General features: G+C 64.2%; 19 protein-coding genes and 1 tRNA gene. 9 read left to right on the forward strand and 11 right to left on the reverse strand.

Translation table 11 applies throughout. The annotated features are described in order from the left end of the window. The first annotated feature begins 75 nt into the window (after positions 1-75). Genes HBA99_RS19965 through HBA99_RS19975 form a run of 3 tightly spaced genes read left to right on the forward strand, consistent with a single transcriptional unit; the run spans position 76 to position 1,768 of the window. Entirely contained in the window at positions 76-543 is a 468-nt protein-coding gene (locus HBA99_RS19965; protein WP_057967409.1) for a PadR family transcriptional regulator, read from the forward strand. After that, entirely contained in the window at positions 540-914 is a 375-nt protein-coding gene (locus HBA99_RS19970) for a 2TM domain-containing protein (protein WP_057967408.1), read from the forward strand. Before HBA99_RS19965 ends, HBA99_RS19970 begins: the two co-directional genes overlap by 4 nt. After that, positions 911-1,768, forward strand: a complete 858-nt coding sequence (locus tag HBA99_RS19975; RefSeq protein WP_057967407.1) for a metal-dependent hydrolase — start codon at positions 911-913, stop codon at positions 1,766-1,768. Before HBA99_RS19970 ends, HBA99_RS19975 begins: the two co-directional genes overlap by 4 nt. Before the next feature lie 76 nt (positions 1,769-1,844). Here HBA99_RS19975 and HBA99_RS19980 read toward each other — a convergent pair. After that, positions 1,845-1,927: transfer RNA gene (locus tag HBA99_RS19980), tRNA-Tyr, on the reverse strand. A 90-nt stretch (positions 1,928-2,017) separates the two neighbouring features. On the opposite strand from HBA99_RS19980, the gene HBA99_RS19985 reads away from it, so the two are divergent. Further along, a complete protein-coding gene (locus HBA99_RS19985; RefSeq protein ID WP_030096586.1) occupies positions 2,018-2,509 on the forward strand; it encodes a YajQ family cyclic di-GMP-binding protein in 492 nt (163 codons plus the stop codon). A gap of 12 nt (positions 2,510-2,521) precedes the next feature. Further along, positions 2,522-3,169, forward strand: coding sequence for a LysE family translocator (locus HBA99_RS19990; protein WP_057967884.1), 648 nt, complete (start codon positions 2,522-2,524; stop codon positions 3,167-3,169). Here the strand turns inward: HBA99_RS19990 and HBA99_RS19995 are convergent. Then, on the reverse strand, positions 3,166-4,215 hold the full coding sequence (locus HBA99_RS19995) for a TIGR03617 family F420-dependent LLM class oxidoreductase (RefSeq protein ID WP_057967883.1): 1,050 nt from the start codon (positions 4,213-4,215) through the stop codon (positions 3,166-3,168). The genes HBA99_RS19990 and HBA99_RS19995 overlap by 4 nt on opposite strands. 34 nt (positions 4,216-4,249) lie before the next feature. Here HBA99_RS19995 and HBA99_RS20000 point away from each other — a divergent pair, with 34 nt between their 5' ends. Beyond that, positions 4,250-5,272 carry an NAD(P)H-dependent glycerol-3-phosphate dehydrogenase gene (locus HBA99_RS20000; RefSeq protein ID WP_030096583.1) on the forward strand — a complete coding sequence of 341 codons (1,023 nt, stop codon included), beginning with the start codon at positions 4,250-4,252 and terminating at the stop codon, positions 5,270-5,272. Here HBA99_RS20000 and HBA99_RS20005 read toward each other — a convergent pair whose 3' ends face one another. The 7 genes from HBA99_RS20005 to HBA99_RS20035 form a co-directional block, all read right to left on the reverse strand. Then, positions 5,273-6,085, reverse strand: a complete 813-nt coding sequence (locus HBA99_RS20005) for an RsiV family protein (RefSeq protein WP_057967882.1) — start codon at positions 6,083-6,085, stop codon at positions 5,273-5,275. Between the two features lie 20 nt (positions 6,086-6,105). Further along, positions 6,106-6,597: a hypothetical protein gene (locus HBA99_RS20010; protein WP_057967909.1), complete on the reverse strand. Its 492-nt coding sequence runs from the start codon at positions 6,595-6,597 to the stop codon at positions 6,106-6,108. Positions 6,598-6,634: 37 nt separating this feature from the next. After that, positions 6,635-7,702: a ferredoxin--NADP reductase gene (locus HBA99_RS20015; RefSeq protein ID WP_057967881.1), complete on the reverse strand. Its 1,068-nt coding sequence runs from the start codon at positions 7,700-7,702 to the stop codon at positions 6,635-6,637. Positions 7,703-7,711: 9 nt separating this feature from the next. Then, complete coding sequence (locus HBA99_RS20020; RefSeq protein ID WP_030096579.1) at positions 7,712-8,575, reverse strand: SDR family NAD(P)-dependent oxidoreductase; 864 nt, start codon at positions 8,573-8,575, stop codon at positions 7,712-7,714. A gap of 33 nt (positions 8,576-8,608) precedes the next feature. Next, positions 8,609-10,213 carry a flavin-containing monooxygenase gene (locus tag HBA99_RS20025; RefSeq protein WP_057967880.1) on the reverse strand — a complete coding sequence of 535 codons (1,605 nt, stop codon included), beginning with the start codon at positions 10,211-10,213 and terminating at the stop codon, positions 8,609-8,611. A 93-nt stretch (positions 10,214-10,306) separates the two neighbouring features. After that, positions 10,307-11,290 (reverse strand): AurF N-oxygenase family protein, encoded by a 984-nt coding sequence (locus tag HBA99_RS20030; protein ID WP_030096577.1) that lies wholly within the window; start codon positions 11,288-11,290, stop codon positions 10,307-10,309. A 91-nt stretch (positions 11,291-11,381) separates the two neighbouring features. After that, positions 11,382-12,365, reverse strand: a complete 984-nt coding sequence (locus tag HBA99_RS20035; protein ID WP_046254740.1) for a diiron oxygenase — start codon at positions 12,363-12,365, stop codon at positions 11,382-11,384. Between the two features lie 119 nt (positions 12,366-12,484). Between HBA99_RS20035 and HBA99_RS20040 the strand changes: the two genes are divergently transcribed. Further along, complete coding sequence (locus HBA99_RS20040; RefSeq protein ID WP_030096575.1) at positions 12,485-12,850, forward strand: DUF4873 domain-containing protein; 366 nt, start codon at positions 12,485-12,487, stop codon at positions 12,848-12,850. A gap of 12 nt (positions 12,851-12,862) precedes the next feature. Here the strand turns inward: HBA99_RS20040 and HBA99_RS20045 are convergent, their stop codons facing one another. Next, the gene (locus HBA99_RS20045; protein WP_057967879.1) at positions 12,863-13,462 is read right to left on the reverse strand and encodes a TetR/AcrR family transcriptional regulator; all 600 of its coding nucleotides are present in this window, start codon (positions 13,460-13,462) and stop codon (positions 12,863-12,865) included. A 49-nt stretch (positions 13,463-13,511) separates the two neighbouring features. Here HBA99_RS20045 and HBA99_RS20050 point away from each other — a divergent pair, with 49 nt between their 5' ends. Both HBA99_RS20050 and HBA99_RS20055 read left to right on the forward strand, forming a co-directional pair. Then, positions 13,512-13,952 (forward strand): PaaI family thioesterase, encoded by a 441-nt coding sequence (locus HBA99_RS20050; protein ID WP_057964825.1) that lies wholly within the window; start codon positions 13,512-13,514, stop codon positions 13,950-13,952. Beyond that, entirely contained in the window at positions 13,952-14,503 is a 552-nt protein-coding gene (locus HBA99_RS20055) for a TIGR03086 family metal-binding protein (protein ID WP_057967878.1), read from the forward strand. Before HBA99_RS20050 ends, HBA99_RS20055 begins: the two co-directional genes overlap by 1 nt. On the opposite strand, the gene htpX is transcribed toward HBA99_RS20055, so the two are convergent. Further along, positions 14,500-15,372 carry a zinc metalloprotease HtpX gene (gene htpX, locus HBA99_RS20060; protein WP_030096571.1) on the reverse strand — a complete coding sequence of 291 codons (873 nt, stop codon included), beginning with the start codon at positions 15,370-15,372 and terminating at the stop codon, positions 14,500-14,502. The genes HBA99_RS20055 and htpX overlap by 4 nt on opposite strands. Positions 15,373-15,427 lie beyond the last annotated feature (55 nt).

Raw genomic sequence — 15,427 nt, forward strand, 5'->3', positions numbered from 1 at the left:
CCGAGCCATTGACTTCGTAATAGTTTCGATATTACTTTCGTAATAGTTTCGTAGGCGCGGAGAGGAGGCACGGTCATGGCACGTTTCTTCCGTCATGGCGAGCTGCCCCTCGTGCTCCTGGCGCTGCTGGCGCAGCGGCCCATGCACGGTTATGAACTGATGTCCGAACTATCACGGCTGTTCGGTGCCGGTGGCTACCAACCATCGCCCGGCACCGTGTATCCCGCAGTCGAAGCACTGGCCGCCGAAGGCCTCCTGACCGGCCAGACACGCGAGGGCCGGACGGTCTACCGCGCGTCAGCCGAGGGCCAGCGGGCACTGACCAGCAGAGCTGACGTGCTGGCAGGCGTGGAGCTGCGCACCGGCGCACGGTTCGGCCGCGGCGACTCATTCGAGAAGATCCTCGCCCGGTTCTCCGCGCGGATCATGCCGTCGGCAGGCCGGGTGGATCCCACCGCAGTGGAGAAGATCCTCGATCAGGCCGCCCTGGAGATTACTGGCCTTGCCCGAGTTGACGATCGCAGGAGAGGAGCCAAGCAGTGAGCGATGACGCCTTTGAACGAGCAGTGGAACGTGCCGAACGCCGGGCCGACGAGGAACAGCGACGGATCGATCGAAAACGCCGGGCATGGATCGGGCAGATGAATCGAACTGCCTTCCGGATCCACGCCAGCACCTACGCCGCTGTGCAGGTCCTGCTCGTGGCGATCTGGGCGCTTACCTGGCAGTTCGACCATGGCACGGCATACCCGTGGTTCATCTATCCCCTCTTGGGCTGGGGAATCGCCCTCATCGCCCACTACGTCGTCGCCAGCTCCATCTGGCGTCATCATCCCGACACCGACCCAGAGCCCTGGCCTGCCGAGGGCGTCAATCGAGCCACCCGTGAAACACCCACCCAGGAGCCGCTATGAACACCCCTGTTGACGAAGCCGCCCGGCCCATCAAGACAAGGCGTATCACGTTCCGGTATCCGACCGGTTCATTGAATCGCCACTACGTGCAGGGCGATCTGGTGATGAGCCACATCATCGCGATGCTGTCGGCAGTGTTCCCGGAGGGAGAGGACTACTTCATCCGGTCCGTCAAACACTTCTCTGACCAGATCACCGACCCCGTGCTGAAAAAGCAGGTGGCCGGGTTCATCGGTCAGGAGGTGACACATGGGCGCGAGCACCGCGAACTCAACGAGCGACTGCAGCAGATGGGTTATCCGACGGGCATCGTCGACCGGCTGACCAAGCGAGGGATGAGTCTCTACACGCGGTACCTGCCGCCTCGATTCAACCTCGCCATGACGGCGGCCCTGGAGCATTACACCGCGACGCTCGCCGAGACCCTGCTGACCGATCAGCGCGCGCAAGATCTGCTGGGCGAGGGCGAGGTCCGCTCGATGCTCCTCTGGCACGCGCTGGAGGAGTCCGAACATCGCGCCGTGGCCTTCGACGTCTATCGAACGGTCGGGGGCACCGAGCGCATGCGCGCGTGGGCGATGCGGCTGATCACGACGGTGTTCCTGTGCGGGACGCTCCTGGACACCCTGATGTCGCTGCTTCTCGACCGGGCGACGTACAACCCCGTCAGGTTGTTCAGAAGCATTGCCGAACTGCGGCATTCACCCTTCGTAACCCGGGACGTGCTCGCCCGCGTCAGGGCCTACAACCGGCCCGGTTTCCATCCGGATGAGTTCGACAACACCGACCTCGTGGAACGCTGGAACACCGAACTCTTCGGCGAGCAGGGACAGCTGGCCGGCCATCTGCGCTGAGCCGATACACCGGGCACAATCTGCGCATCCCCCTGAAAAACACCTCAGGCCCCCTCGAAAGGGGGCCTGAGTGCTGTGGCGGGTGCAGGATTCGAACCTGCGTAGGCGTAAGCCGACGGATTTACAGTCCGCTCCCATTGGCCGCTCGGGCAACCCGCCTTATCAGACGATGCAGGATACAACGATAGGGTCGTGCCAACGCAAACCGACTGGATACGGAACATACGAAGACCAGAAAGAGGAGCAGTCATGGCGGATTCATCGTTCGACATCGTGAGCAAGATCGACCGTCAGGAGGTCGACAATGCGCTCAATCAGGCGGCCAAGGAGCTGACCACACGATTCGACTTCCGTGGGACCGACACCACTATCGCCTGGAAAGGTGACGAGACCATCGAGCTGATCAGCTCCACCGAGGAGCGCCTGAAGGCAGCCGTGGACGTCTTCAAGGAAAAGCTGATCCGCCGGGATATCAGCATGAAGGCCTTCGATGCGGGCGACCCGCAGCCCAGCGGCAAGACCTACCGGCTCACCGGGACCCTCAAGCAGGGCATCGACACCGAGAACGCCAAGAAGATCAACAAGATCATCCGCGACGAGGGCCCCAAGGGTGTCAAGTCGCAGGTGCAGGGCGAAGAGATCCGGGTGTCGAGCAAGAAGCGTGATGATCTGCAGGCCGTCCAGGCACTGCTGAAGGGCTCGGACCTGGATATTGCCTTGCAGTTCGTGAACTACCGGTAGCAGGATCGGTCGATGATCCCCGCTGTCTCGCCGTCACACCTGATCGGCTTCGCGCTCGTCGCGTACGCCCTCATCGTGATTCCGGGACCGAGCGTGCTGTTTTCCGTTGGCCGTTCGCTCAGCGTGGGCCGCCGCGCGGGCCTGCTGAGCGTGCTGGGCAATACGGCGGGTACTGCGGTGTTCGTGGCGCCTGCGACAGCCGGACTGGGCGCCCTGCTGACCGCCTCCTCCTGGGCGCTGACGGCGGTGAAGCTGGTTGGCGCGGCCTATCTGATCTACCTTGGCGTACAGGCGATTCGGAACCGCAAGTCACTCAACGAGGCATTGAACGCAGACCGGCCTGCGGCAGGACAACGACACGTCTTCCGGCAGGGCTTCATTGTCGGCCTGACCAATCCGAAGACGGCGCTGTTCTTCGCCGCGGTGCTGCCGCAGTTCGCCGATCCTGCCGCGGGCTCGGTGCCGACCCAGATCTTCCTGTTCGGCATCGTGTTCATCGCGATAGCTCTTGTCTCGGACAGCCTGTGGGCACTGCTGGCCAGCACCGCGCGCAATTGGTTCGCCCGTTCACCCAAGCGCCTGGAGACCATGGGCGGTGCGGGCGGCTTCATGATTGTCGGCCTGGGGGCCGGGGTGGCGATCTCAGGTACCCACGCCTAGCGAGCCTCTGCGCAGGCGGTCAGCAGCGCTGCCAGCAGTGCACGATCGGGCCGGTACGGGGTGTTGAAACCCAACCGGTGCACCAGATCGCCGTAGCGGTCCCGCAATTGGCGCGCGCCCTGCGCGGGGTCGGTCACGGTGATCGCCGCGTTATCGACGAACTCGTCGTCGATCAGATTGGTCATCGCATCCCATTCGCCCTGTTTGGACAGCTCTTTGAGTTTCGGGCCAACCTCTGAGCGCCCGTGCAGCTCCAGGATCGGCCAGTAGGCGGGCGTGGACCCATAGAAGGCGAGCTGCTTGCGCACCGCCGCCCGCGCACCCGCCAGCTCGGTGTCGTCGCGCCCGATGATGATCATCGGCGAGTGGTGGATCTGAATGTCGGCGAGTGTCTTTCCGGACTTCTGCGCGCCACGTGCCAGCGTCGGCACGGTGATCTGCGCGAGGTAGTCGGGTGTACAGAACGGGTGCGACAGAAATCCGTCGGCCACCTCGCCCGCAACCTCGGTCATCCCGCTACCGACACCGGCCAGCCAGATCGGTGGCGGGCCAAAGGCGCTCACCTCGGCGGGATCAGGCATGAACATCGGCGTCATGAGGGTGTTCTGATAGAACTCGCCGCGATAGTCCAGACGCCCGCCTTCCTGCCACGACTGCCAGATGGCGCGCACCGCCAGCACCATGTCACGCATCCGCGCCGCGGGACTGCTCCACGGCATGCCGAACCTACGGGTGATGTGCGGTTTGATCTGCGTGCCGAGCCCGAGGATGAATCGCCCGCCCGAGTAGGCCTGCAGATCCCAGCCAATGTTGGCCAACAGCATCGGATTTCGCGCGAAGGCGACCGCGATGGAGGTCCCCAGGGTGACATCCCTGGTGTGCTCGGCGGCCAGCAGCAGCGGCAGAAACGGGTCGTGCGCGCCCTCGAATGTCCAGATACCCGCGTAGCCGGCCCCCTCGGCTTCGGCGGCATCGGCGGCCATGGTGGTCAGCCCGGTCGTGAGCGTCACATCGATCAACACCGCACTCATATTGCCGAAGTCCATATTCGTGGCGCATCGGGCCCATACCCTGGCGGGCATGGCAGCACTTCGTGAACCACAAGTCGTCGTCCTCGGGGGCGGATCCTGGGGCACCACGGTGGCCTCGATTGTGGCGCGCCGCAGCCCCACCCTGCAGTGGGCCCGTTCGCCGGAAACCGTCGCGGATATCAATGAACGGCACCGCAATTCACGCTATCTGAGCGACGAGGTCGAGCTGACCGAGAGCCTGCGCGCCACCTCGGATCTGCACGAGGCCATCGAGCAGGCCGACGTGGTGATCATGGGCGTTCCCTCACACAGCTTCCGCGAGGTACTGACCGAGATCGGGCAATCCTTACGTCCGTGGGTGCCGATCGTGTCGCTGGTCAAGGGTCTTGAGCAGGGCTCCCGAATGCGGATGTCACAGATCATCGAGGAAGTGCTGCCAGGACACCCGGCGGGCATCCTGGCCGGGCCCAACATCGCCAAGGAGGTGGCTCGCGGGTATGCGGCCGCTGGTGTGGTCGCGATGCCCGATCAGCACCAGGCAGCGCGCCTGGGCGAGCTGTTCCGCACGTCGCGCTTCCGCGTGTACAGCACCAACGATGTGGTGGGTGTGGAGATGGCGGGTGCACTCAAGAACGTCTTCGCCATCGCCAGCGGCATGGGGTATGCGATCGGCATCGGCGAGAACACCCGCGCCATGGTGATCGCGCGGGCACTGCGGGAAATGACCAAACTCGGTGTGGCCATGGGCGGTAACCCCGAGACGTTTCCCGGCCTGGCGGGCCTGGGCGACCTCATCGTCACCTGCACGAGTGCCAGCAGCCGCAACCGGCACGTGGGCGAGGAGATCGGCAAGGGCAAGACCATCGACGAGATCATCGAATCGATGAATCAGGTGGCCGAGGGCGTGAAGGCGTCCTCCGTGGTGATGACCCTTGCCGACGAGTACGGCATCCAGATGCCGATCGCCCGTGAGGTCGACGGGGTGATCAACCACGGCTCCACGGTGGAGCAGGCCTACCGCGGACTCATGGCGGCCACACCCGGCCACGAGGTGCACGGCACCGGGTTCTGATCAGGCGGGCAGGTACTCGGGCTTCACCACATCGCGCAGCTCGGATAGCGCCACCCGGCTCTGCATCGGCCCCTCGGCGTACGCGGCCACGCGGTATGGCTCGAAGGAGAACAGCAGCGCGTCGCCGTCCAGCGAAAGTTCTGTGAAATTGCCTGGCTCCGGAACTGTTCCGGTATCGACGAATTCGGTTCCCACACCGCCGAGCTGCGCGCGCAGATCGGCGCGGACCAGCGCGGCGATCTTGGGCAGAGCCGTCGCCGGGTCGATCACCAGCGACCCGATGGTGATGGGCTGTTTGGTGACGCGGTCGAAGGCCAGGGTGCGAAAAGCGAATCCCGGGTGATAGCCGCCGAGTGACTCGCTGATAGAGAACCGCACGCTGTCGGAGGGATGCACACCCTTGCCCTGATACGCCTCGAAGCTGACCTGCAGCGCCCACGGCTTGCCTTCGGGTGGGGCTCCCGCACGCTCGACGGACTTGCGGAAATTAGCGCGGATATCCGCCACCAGCTCGTCGGTCGCCTTCTGCAGCTCGGGGAAGGACGAATCCCACTGGACGGGGATGAGCAGGTGCTGGGTGGCCTGCGGGGTGACCTCGTCGATGACGCAGCCCTGAGCGGCATCCCAGCGACCGCCGTGTTTGGGGCAGGCGGGCTCGCCGGCGGGGTCAACGGCCGCGGTGGGGGTTGCCGCGGCGGAGGCCGACGCACTGGTGGATTCCTGCGCGGGGGCGTCCGTGGGTGCTTCTCCCCTATCGCAGCCGACAAGGACGATGCCGCACAGGACGGCGATCAGCAGGTTCCCAAGACGCATGCGACCAATCTAACCAGCGGCTAGGTGGTGTAGCTGCCGCCCGGACCCACCACGAAGCCGTTCTGCCAGCGGTTGTTGACACAGGTCAAGGTGCCGCCACCGTCCAGGCCGCAGCTGACCTCGCGGTAGCTCAGGCGATGCCCCGGCGCCAGGGGCTTGAAGACATCGCCGCCGAGGCCGTAGATCGGCCGGTCGGTGCTGGCGAAACCGGGGGCGTTACTGCCGCTGACGAGGTTCGCTCCATTGGGCGCCCCGGGCAGCGGGCCGCTGCAGCCATAGCTGGCATCGGCGCGCTTGATCATGCAGGAGATCCCACCGGGAATAGTGAAGCCGTATGCCGTGTCCGCCAAGACGCTGTACTCCAGCGGTGACACCGGAGTGAGGCCGTTGACGTTCGGAAGCCCGGACGGGTCAAGAGGATTCGGGGTGTCCGGGTCGGCGGACGCCACGCCCGCCAGCACGACGGCGGCAATCGCGCTGGTCACAGCGCCAAGGATCGGCAGGGTACGCATCCCGTGACCATATCCAAGATCGCGCACAATCTCGCGTCTACTGGTCAAAGACGATATCGACACTGTCGGTGACCGGAACGGCCTGACAGGCCAGCGTCAGCCCCATCGCCAGGTCGGCATCGACCAGGGTGTCGTTGCGGAGCATCCGCACCTCGCCGCGGCGCACCGTGCAGGCACACGCGCTGCAGGCACCCTCGCGGCATGAGTACGGCGCATCGAAGCCCTGGGCGAGCAGCACGTCGAGCAGCGGGGTGTTCCTGGGCCACTCGACGGTGACCTGTGTGCCGTCGAGTTCCACCGTCGCCTCCGCGGTGTCCCCGCCACCCTGCGGGACCACGATATCGGCGAACGGGTCGCCGGTCAGCGACTGGTAGAGCTCGACGTGAATGTGGCTGGCCGGCATCCCGACGGCCGACAACGCGGCGCGCGCCCCGTCCATGAACGGCGCCGGGCCACAGATGTAGGTGCCGTACCGGGTGTAGGCCTTGAACAACTCGGCCATGGCGTCACGGGTGGGCAATCCGCGCTCGGATTCGAGCCAGTGCACAACCCGCAGCCGGTCCGGGAACTCCACCATGATGTCGTCGATCTCGGCACCGAAGATGACGCTCTGCTCATCCCTGTTCGCATAGAACAAGTAGACCGTTCCGGCACCACCCAGCAGCACCGACTTGGCGATGGACAGCATGGGGGTGATGCCGCTACCGGCCGCGATCAGCAAGAAGTCGCCGTCCAGCGACCGCGGCACGAAAACCCCGGACGGGGTAAGCACGGTGAGGTGATCACCCACGACGACGTTGTCGCACAGCCAGTTCGACGCGTAACCGCCGTCCGTACGTTTGATGGTGACGACGAGGTCGTCATCGAGATGCGGTGAGCTGGACAGCGAGTAGCAGCGGGCCACCGATCCCGTTTGTTCACTGGGGATTTTCAGCGTGAGGAATTGACCCGGTCGATACCGGAAGGCATCGACGAGGGCATCGGGCACTTCGAACACCAGGGAAACCGCATCCCCTGTCTCCCTGATGATCTCGACGACCTCCAGTGAATGTACGTGGGGATTGCCAGTCACCTTAGGGGCATCCGGTGTGACGGTGTCTGTCATCGACGGCGCCTAGAGCTCGATACCGAAACGCGCCGCGATCTTCTTGCCCGGCCCGTACTTGCCGAGTCCGTAGAACGGCGCCATCAGATCCCCGTAACGCGGTCCGATGATGCGCGGTATGGCGTCGAACACCCGGGCATCGGGACCGATCAACACCCGGGGCCGATTCTTCTCGACACCCCGCAGAATGATCCGCGCCGCCGAGTCCGGCCGGGTGATCGCCGCGAGCTGGAAGCCCTTTCGGACGGTTTCCCGGTCGACTCCCTCCGGGATACCGCGCGCACTTGAGGCGATGTTGGTCTTGATCCCGCCGGGGTGCACACAGGTGACTCCGACGGGGTACTTGGCCGCCCGGATCTCCTGACGCAGCGCCTCGGTGAAGCCACGAACAGCGAATTTTGCTGCGTTATAGGCACTCTGAGACGGGATGCCCATGAATCCAAACACCGACGACACATTGACGATGTGGCCATCGCCCGATTCGATGAGATGCGGCAGAAAGGCCTTGGTGCCGTGCGCGACACCCCAGAAATTGATGTTCATCAACCAGTCGAAGTCATCCCATTCCATGTCTTTGACGTCGGCGGACAGTGCGACCCCGGCATTGTTGAACACCAGGTTGACCTGACCGAACTCGTTCTTGACGTCGGCCGCATGGGCGTACACGGCGGCCCGGTCGGCGACGTCGAGTTCAAAGGGGATGGCGGTCGCGCCGGCCTTCTCGCAACGCCCGGCGGTATCGGCCACGCCCGCGGTGTCGATATCCGAGAGCGCCAACCGCGCGCCGCGCTGGGCCAGATTCAAGGCCAGGCTGCGGCCGATACCCGAACCGGCACCGGTGATGACGGCGACCTTGTTGTCGAAGTTCTTCATGGTTTCTCGCTTCTGTTGGGCGGAAGTGGCGGCCTAGCGTGCGGACAGACTTGGCGAGGTCTGCCGGGGACCGTCCGCGAGGGGAATGGTCTTGCGCACAGCCGGGCGCACCACACCTTCGAACTCATACTCGGTGGGATCGACTTTTCTTGTCTGCGACCAGTATTCGAAGGTGAATCCGGACCACAACGTCCGGTTCTTGCCATGCTCGTCCAGGTACCAGCTCTGGCAACCGCCGTTGTTCCAGACTGAGCCCTGCAGCTTGCGCTGAACCTCGGCGTTGAACCGGTCCTGGGCCTCGCGGGTAGGCACAATCGCCTGGGCGTAGGCCTCATCAACGTGTTTGATGGCCTCGGTGACGTAGTGGATCTGCGACTCGATCATGAACACGATCGAGTTGTGGCCCAGGCCGGTGTTGGGGCCCAGGAGGAAGAACAGGTTGGGCATGCCGGCGATCGTGATGCCGCGATGAGCGGTGACACCCTCTGCCGACCAACGGTCGCCAAGATCCTCGCCGTTCTGGCCCTTCAGATCCAGGTACTTGTACGAGTCGGTGACGTGGAAGCCGGTGCCGAAGATGATGGCGTCGACCTTGCGTTCGATTCCGTCGCTGGTGACCACACCGTCCGCGGTCACCCGCGTGATGGACTCGGTGACCAATTCCGTCTTCGGGTTCTCGATCGCCTTGTAGTACGTGGCCGAGCCCAGCAGGCGTTTGCAGCCGGCCCGGTAATCCGGTGTCACCTTCCGGCGCACGTCCGGATCCGAGATCTGGCTCTTGATGTACGCACGGCCCAGCAGCTCAACGCCTTTCAGCAGGGCCGGGCGCCGGTTCATCGCGTATGCGCCCGCCTCGGCGCCGAAATACATGCCGCTGCGGAACAACGCCCGCAGCCCCGGGATGCTCGCGAACGCCCGCTTGGCCGCCGGCCCGAATTCGACATTGCTGCGCGGCAATACCCACGGCGGCGTGCGCTGGAAGAGTTTCAGCTCGCCGACCTTGCCGACGATCTCGGGGACGAACTGAATGGCGCTGGCACCCGTACCGATGACGGCGACCTTCTTGCCGGTGAGGTCGAAGTCGTGGTTCCACTGCGCGGAATGAAAGACCGGCCCCTCGAAACCCTCGAGGCCATCGATCTCCGGGATGCTCGGAATGTGCAGGGCGCCGACCCCCGAGATGAGGAACTGGCAGATGTACTCCTGCCCACTCTCGGTGAACACATGCCAGCGGTACTCACTCTCATCCCAGTACCCGCGAGTGACGCGTGTGTTGAAGGTGACATGCCGGTACAAGCCGTACTTGGCGGCGACTTCCTTGAGATAGTCGAAGATCTCGGGCTGCCTGGAAAAGAGTTGATCCCAGTTCGACCGCGGCTCGAACGAGAACGAGTAGAGGTGCGTCGGCACATCGCATGCCGCACCGGGATAGGTGTTGTCGCGCCAGGTGCCACCCATTTCGCCAGCCTTTTCAAGGATGCGGAACGGCACCCCCATCTTCTGCAGCGCGATCGCGGCACCGATGCCCGAGAAGCCGGTGCCGACTATCAGCGCCCGGACCCGGATGGGATCGGCGGAGCCGCTGTCGATCACAGTGTCGGGCTGCTGTTCTTCGGACGGTGTGTCGGTGACAGTCATGTGGCGCAATCGCTTTCTGTTTTCGAAGGTGGACCCTTGGCACGGCAGAACTGGCTCATTGCCACCGGCAACGAGCCAGTTCTGCTCTCGCGCTTATCGCGACTTGATCTCGGCCAGGATGTCGTCTGGCATCGCCCGCGACATCCGCAACAGTCGCCCGGTGAATTTGCCGTCCAGGAAACCGATCTCGTGCATGAAGCGCATCAGCGGCTCCGAAACCCATGTCGCGTTCTCGCGGTAGTTCGGTGACGTCAAGAAGGCGTACAGGCCGCGCAGCGGATGAATCCCCACCGACCGGTATGCCTTCGGGTTGAAGAGCACCGGGTAGATACCGATTACCGCAAGGGCGAAAACCCCGCGATGGAATGCGTTGGACACCGGGCCTCGTTCAGCGATCTGACGCACCAATTCCTCACGCGCATAGGTGATATGCCGCGCCTCTTCGAGCACATGGATCTTCATCAGCTGACGCGCATGCGGCTGCACCGTCTCATCCATCATCGATTCGCGCTGCGCGCGGTCCAACACCTCTTCGACCAGCAAAAGCCCGCCCAGGCCCGACGGGCCCAGCGGCGCCAGTCCCAGAAGCCGGATGACGCGCGTCGCGAACTTGGGATAGGTGTACGGCTCGACGCCGAGCTTGTTCACGAGACGACCGAACATGGTGGAGTGCCGCGCTTCCTCGCTGACCTCGGTCAGCGCGTAACGGCCGTGATCGGTCGCTCCCCCGTTCTGCTCGACAACCTGCCGCCACAGCATGGCGCTGAGACCGGTCTCCACATAGATGCCGAAGCTGAGTACCGAGCCGAGCTCATGACGCGTCAGTTCGATGCGCTGTTCCTGAGTCAGCTTGTCCCACAGTTTGGTGCCATACAGCGACGTCCGCTGCGGAGTTGTCCAGTACAACCCAGGAACCACGGGGGCGTCCCAGTCGATGTCGACCTCACCGTCGTAGGCACGTTCCGCGGCCGAACGCAGCAGTCGCTGCGCCGTCTTCTGCCGATCGCCCACGGACTTGCCCCGCACCGACGAAGCGCCGGCCTCGTGAAGAGCCGTTGGTTGGTCGATGGTCGTCATTGATCCCACCCTCCAATTTTATACATTACTTTCAGTACCCGTTACTTTGAGTCTTAACGTTGCACCCTGGTTTGTCAATCCCCGAATGGGGTCATAAAAGGCCGCGACCTCCGAGAATCGACCGCGCGGCGCTGGTCGTGAACATTCCTGCGTCCTGGGCGATATCGAGGTATCGCCGCAACAACACCTGATTGCGGTGGCGACTGTTCTCGCTCCGCGCCGCCGCCCTGCGGCCGGCCCGCTCGGTCAGGCCCACGCTGCGGTACACCTGCGGACGCACGATCAGCGAGGTCGCCAAGACCGTCAACAGCGCAACCGAGATATCAGCCGGGGCAGCGGGCAGATACCGCCGGGCATCCACCGCGCGGTACAGCTCGTCCTCGGCGAACTCGAGCTGACGGCGGCCGACCAGCACGCAGATCTTTGCGACCTGCCGGACCACAGGCTGCGCCTGCTCGTCGGCCTCGAGCTCACTCATCAGCTGATGAATCAGCCTGTGCAGCAAGAGGATGAATCCGCGACCGAGAGGACCATGCGGAATGAGTGGCACGAAGAACCGCTGCAGTCGCTGCACGGCCATAGGCGCGGGCGCAAGCTCCAACCCCGTCTTGTTGATCAGCCGGCCGACCATGGTCGCGTTGCGGCTGATATCGCGAACGCTGGCCAACAGAAAGCGGGTGTAGTCATCGGCGAGCGTGTTGCCCTCGATGACATCCCGGAACATCAGTGACGCCAGCGCACCCTGCGCATCCACGACGAAACTCAGCAGACTGACCAGCTCCTGGCGCGCCAGTTCGTCACGCTGCTCCACCGACAGCGCACCCCACTCGGGGGTGCCGTAGAGCGACACCCGATGGGACGCCAGCCAATGCATCCCGGAGCTCAGCGGCGCATCCCAGTCGATGTCCAGTTCGGGGTCGTAGCTGAGCTCTGTGGCTTCGAAGAGCAATCGGCGCGCCGTCTTGAGCCGATCACCCACCCGGCGACGACGCGTAGGAACGCCACCGTCCACCGTGGTGGCCTGACTGAACTCGTAGTCGGTGTAGTTGATGTCTTTGTAACTACTGGACGTCACGTCGCTGCCCTCTGATCACCCAAGGTTTAGTACCCGTATTAAATAGTATCGGGTACTCTTTGTTACGTATATGCCAGCGAGCTTGCCGGGGCGGTATCCCGGTTGTCAAGAGGAGAGTCATGACCCTTCCCCGACAGGACGACACCAACAGCGTCTTCAGCCATAGCCCGCATGATGATTCGGACTACATCGGCGAGGCGACGGTGACCGTTCGCGGTGTCGAGGTACCGGTCCAGCTGGAGCTCAAGGGGTACAGCGAGCCGATCGACGGCATTTACCGATGGATCGGACGCATCAGGCCGAACGAACAACTGACCGCGATCGTCGGCGACGAGGCACGCGTGCATGCCACGATCCGCACCACCCACAGCGCGCGGGATGCCTTCATCGGCGACCCCGACCCGTGGAATCGGTATCGGGTGATCGGGAAGAGCACTCCGCCCTTCCACGTCGCTACCGATCTCTCGGAAGTCGAACCGGAATAAGGGTTTTCGCCCCTACTGCCGTCGAGCGCGAATCAGCGCCACGAGTTCGCGCTCAACCTCGCGCAGTGGCTGCACCGAGCGCGCCGCCCGCGCTTGCAGCAGCGCCCCCTCGATCGCGCTGACAATCAGCGACGCCACGCCGTCTGCGCCGTCGACCAGGCCCGAGTCCCGCAACGAACCCTCCAGCTGAGTCCGCATCCCCAGGAAGGCGTCGTGGGCCGCGGTCCGGATCTGCTCCTCCCCCGGACCCGCGAGCGCAGCCGCCGCATGAGGGCATCCGGTGTCGAAGTCGTGGGTCTGCAGCTGGTTTGTCCACCACTTGATGAATTTGGCGAGGACGTACTCGGTATCGCCACGCTCCCTTAGCGCGCCAAGGAACGCGTTGGCCTGCGCCGAGGCCTCCCTTTCGGCCTCGGCGATGAGCTCACCCTTGCCCTCCGGGAAGTGCTGATAAATGGAGTTCCGGGCCGCGCCGCTGCGTTTAAGCAGATCAGCGAGGCCGGTGCCATGCACCCCGCGTTCGCGCATCATCGCGATCGCGCTATCGATCAGCCGCTGCCGTGGACCCGGTGTCACCTCAGCCTCCTCATCCAAATGGACCGATCGGTCCATGCCCTGCTACCGTCGATATGGACCAATCAGTCTACGCGGAAGGTGCGGTATGACCATCGAAATCGAGAACCTGTCCGGACTCGAACTGCTGAAGAGCATGGGAGGAACGCCAGAGGCGACGCCACCCATTTCCCGGCTACTCGGGATGCAGCTGGAAGAAATCAGCTTCGGTTCCGTCGCATTCAGCGTGGTCACCCGGCCCGAGTTCGCCAATCCCCTCGGCACCCTGCACGGCGGAATCTGCGCGACGCTGCTCGACTCCGTCATGGGTTGCGCCGTGCACTCCACGCTGGAGGCTGGAATCGGTTACGGGACACTCGAACTCAAGGTCAACTATGTCCGTACCGTCGCCACCGACGGCGAGAAGCTGATCGCGACGGGCACGGTCTTGCACCCAGGGCGCAGGGTCGCGACCGCCGAGGGCAAGGTTGTCGACTCCCAGGGCCGGCTGGTGGCACACGGGACCACCACGGTGATGGTGTATCGCTGATGAGTGCCACCGAGGACTTTCTGCGGGCCTCGTCGGCCGTCGGAAAACTCGTCACCGCAATACTCCCGGAGCAGTGGGACGAGCCGACGCCGTGCGCCGAGTGGACTCTGCGCCAGCTGGTCAACCATCTGATCGACGTGAACTACTCGCTGTCCGAGCGCTTCGGCGGGCCCGGTGGCGGCGCCGACGATGATCCCGCCGCGGCGTATCAGCAGTCGGTCTTGGCATTGAGCGAGACGCTGACACGCCCCGGGGTGCTCGAGCAGACCTATCCCGGCCCATTCGCCCACACGACCGGAGACAACCAGCTTCGGATCCGGATGGCCGACCTGTTGACCCACGGCTGGGACCTGGCACAGTCCACCGGCGTTCCCGCGGACCTGCCCGCCGACCTCGTCGAGAATGCGCTGGGCCTAGTTGAGCAGCGTGCCGGAGCATTCGCACGGTCGGGGAAGTTCGGTACCCCACAGCCCGTCGCCCCGGATGCGCCCGTACTCGACCGGCTGGCCGCGCAGACCGGACGCACGGTCCGGTTGCCGTCGAGCCGTTAGAAGCGGGCCATATCCTCAAGGCGCGCAATACGATCGGCCATCGGTGGATGTGTCGAGAACAGCGATGCCACCCGGTCGCCGGCCCGGAACGGGTTGGCGATCATCAGGTGCGACTGGCTGGCCAGCTGCGGCTCCGGCGGCAACGGTGCGGCCTGCACCCCGCCGGAGATCTTGCGCAGGGCCGAGGCCAGGGCCAGCGGATCTCCGGTCAGTTCGGCGCCCGACTGGTCGGCCTGATACTCACGTGAACGGGACACCGCCATTTTCACCACCGTGGCAGCCACCGGCCCCAGCATCGAAACCAGGAAAAGGGCAAAGGGATTCGGGCGATCGTCGCCGCCACCACCGAAGAAGTTCATGAACATCGCCATATTGGCCAGCCCCGAGATGACGGCCGCAAGCGCACCCGCCACACTCGAGATCAGGATGTCGCGGTTGTAGACATGCGAGAGTTCGTGGCCCAGCACGGCACGCAACTCACGCTCAGAGAGCAGATCGATGATGCCCGTTGTGCAGCAGACCGCGGCATTACGCGGATTGCGGCCCGTCGCAAAGGCATTGGGCGCATTGGTGTCACTGATGTACAGCCTGGGCATCGGCTGGCGTGCCACGGTCGCCAGCTCCCGCACGATCCGGTACATCGCGGGCTGCTGCAGTTCCGTCACCGGCTGGGCGTGCATGGCACGCAACGCCAAGGTGTCGCTCTTGAAGTACACGTACGCATTCATGCCCACGGCAAACAGAACGGCCAGCAGCAGGATGCTCTTGCTGTGGAACAGCGAGCCGATGAACACGATCATCGCCGACATGCCGCCCAGCAGGAGCACTGTCTTCAGTCCGTTGGCGTGGCTCGGTCCTGCCGTCGACATGAGCTTCCCTTCCGTTTACTCGGTTCACCCAAGCTAACGAAGCAGGGCGCGCTCG

The organism is Mycobacteroides chelonae, assembly GCF_016767715.1.
Taxonomy (GTDB): domain Bacteria; phylum Actinomycetota; class Actinomycetes; order Mycobacteriales; family Mycobacteriaceae; genus Mycobacterium; species Mycobacterium gwanakae.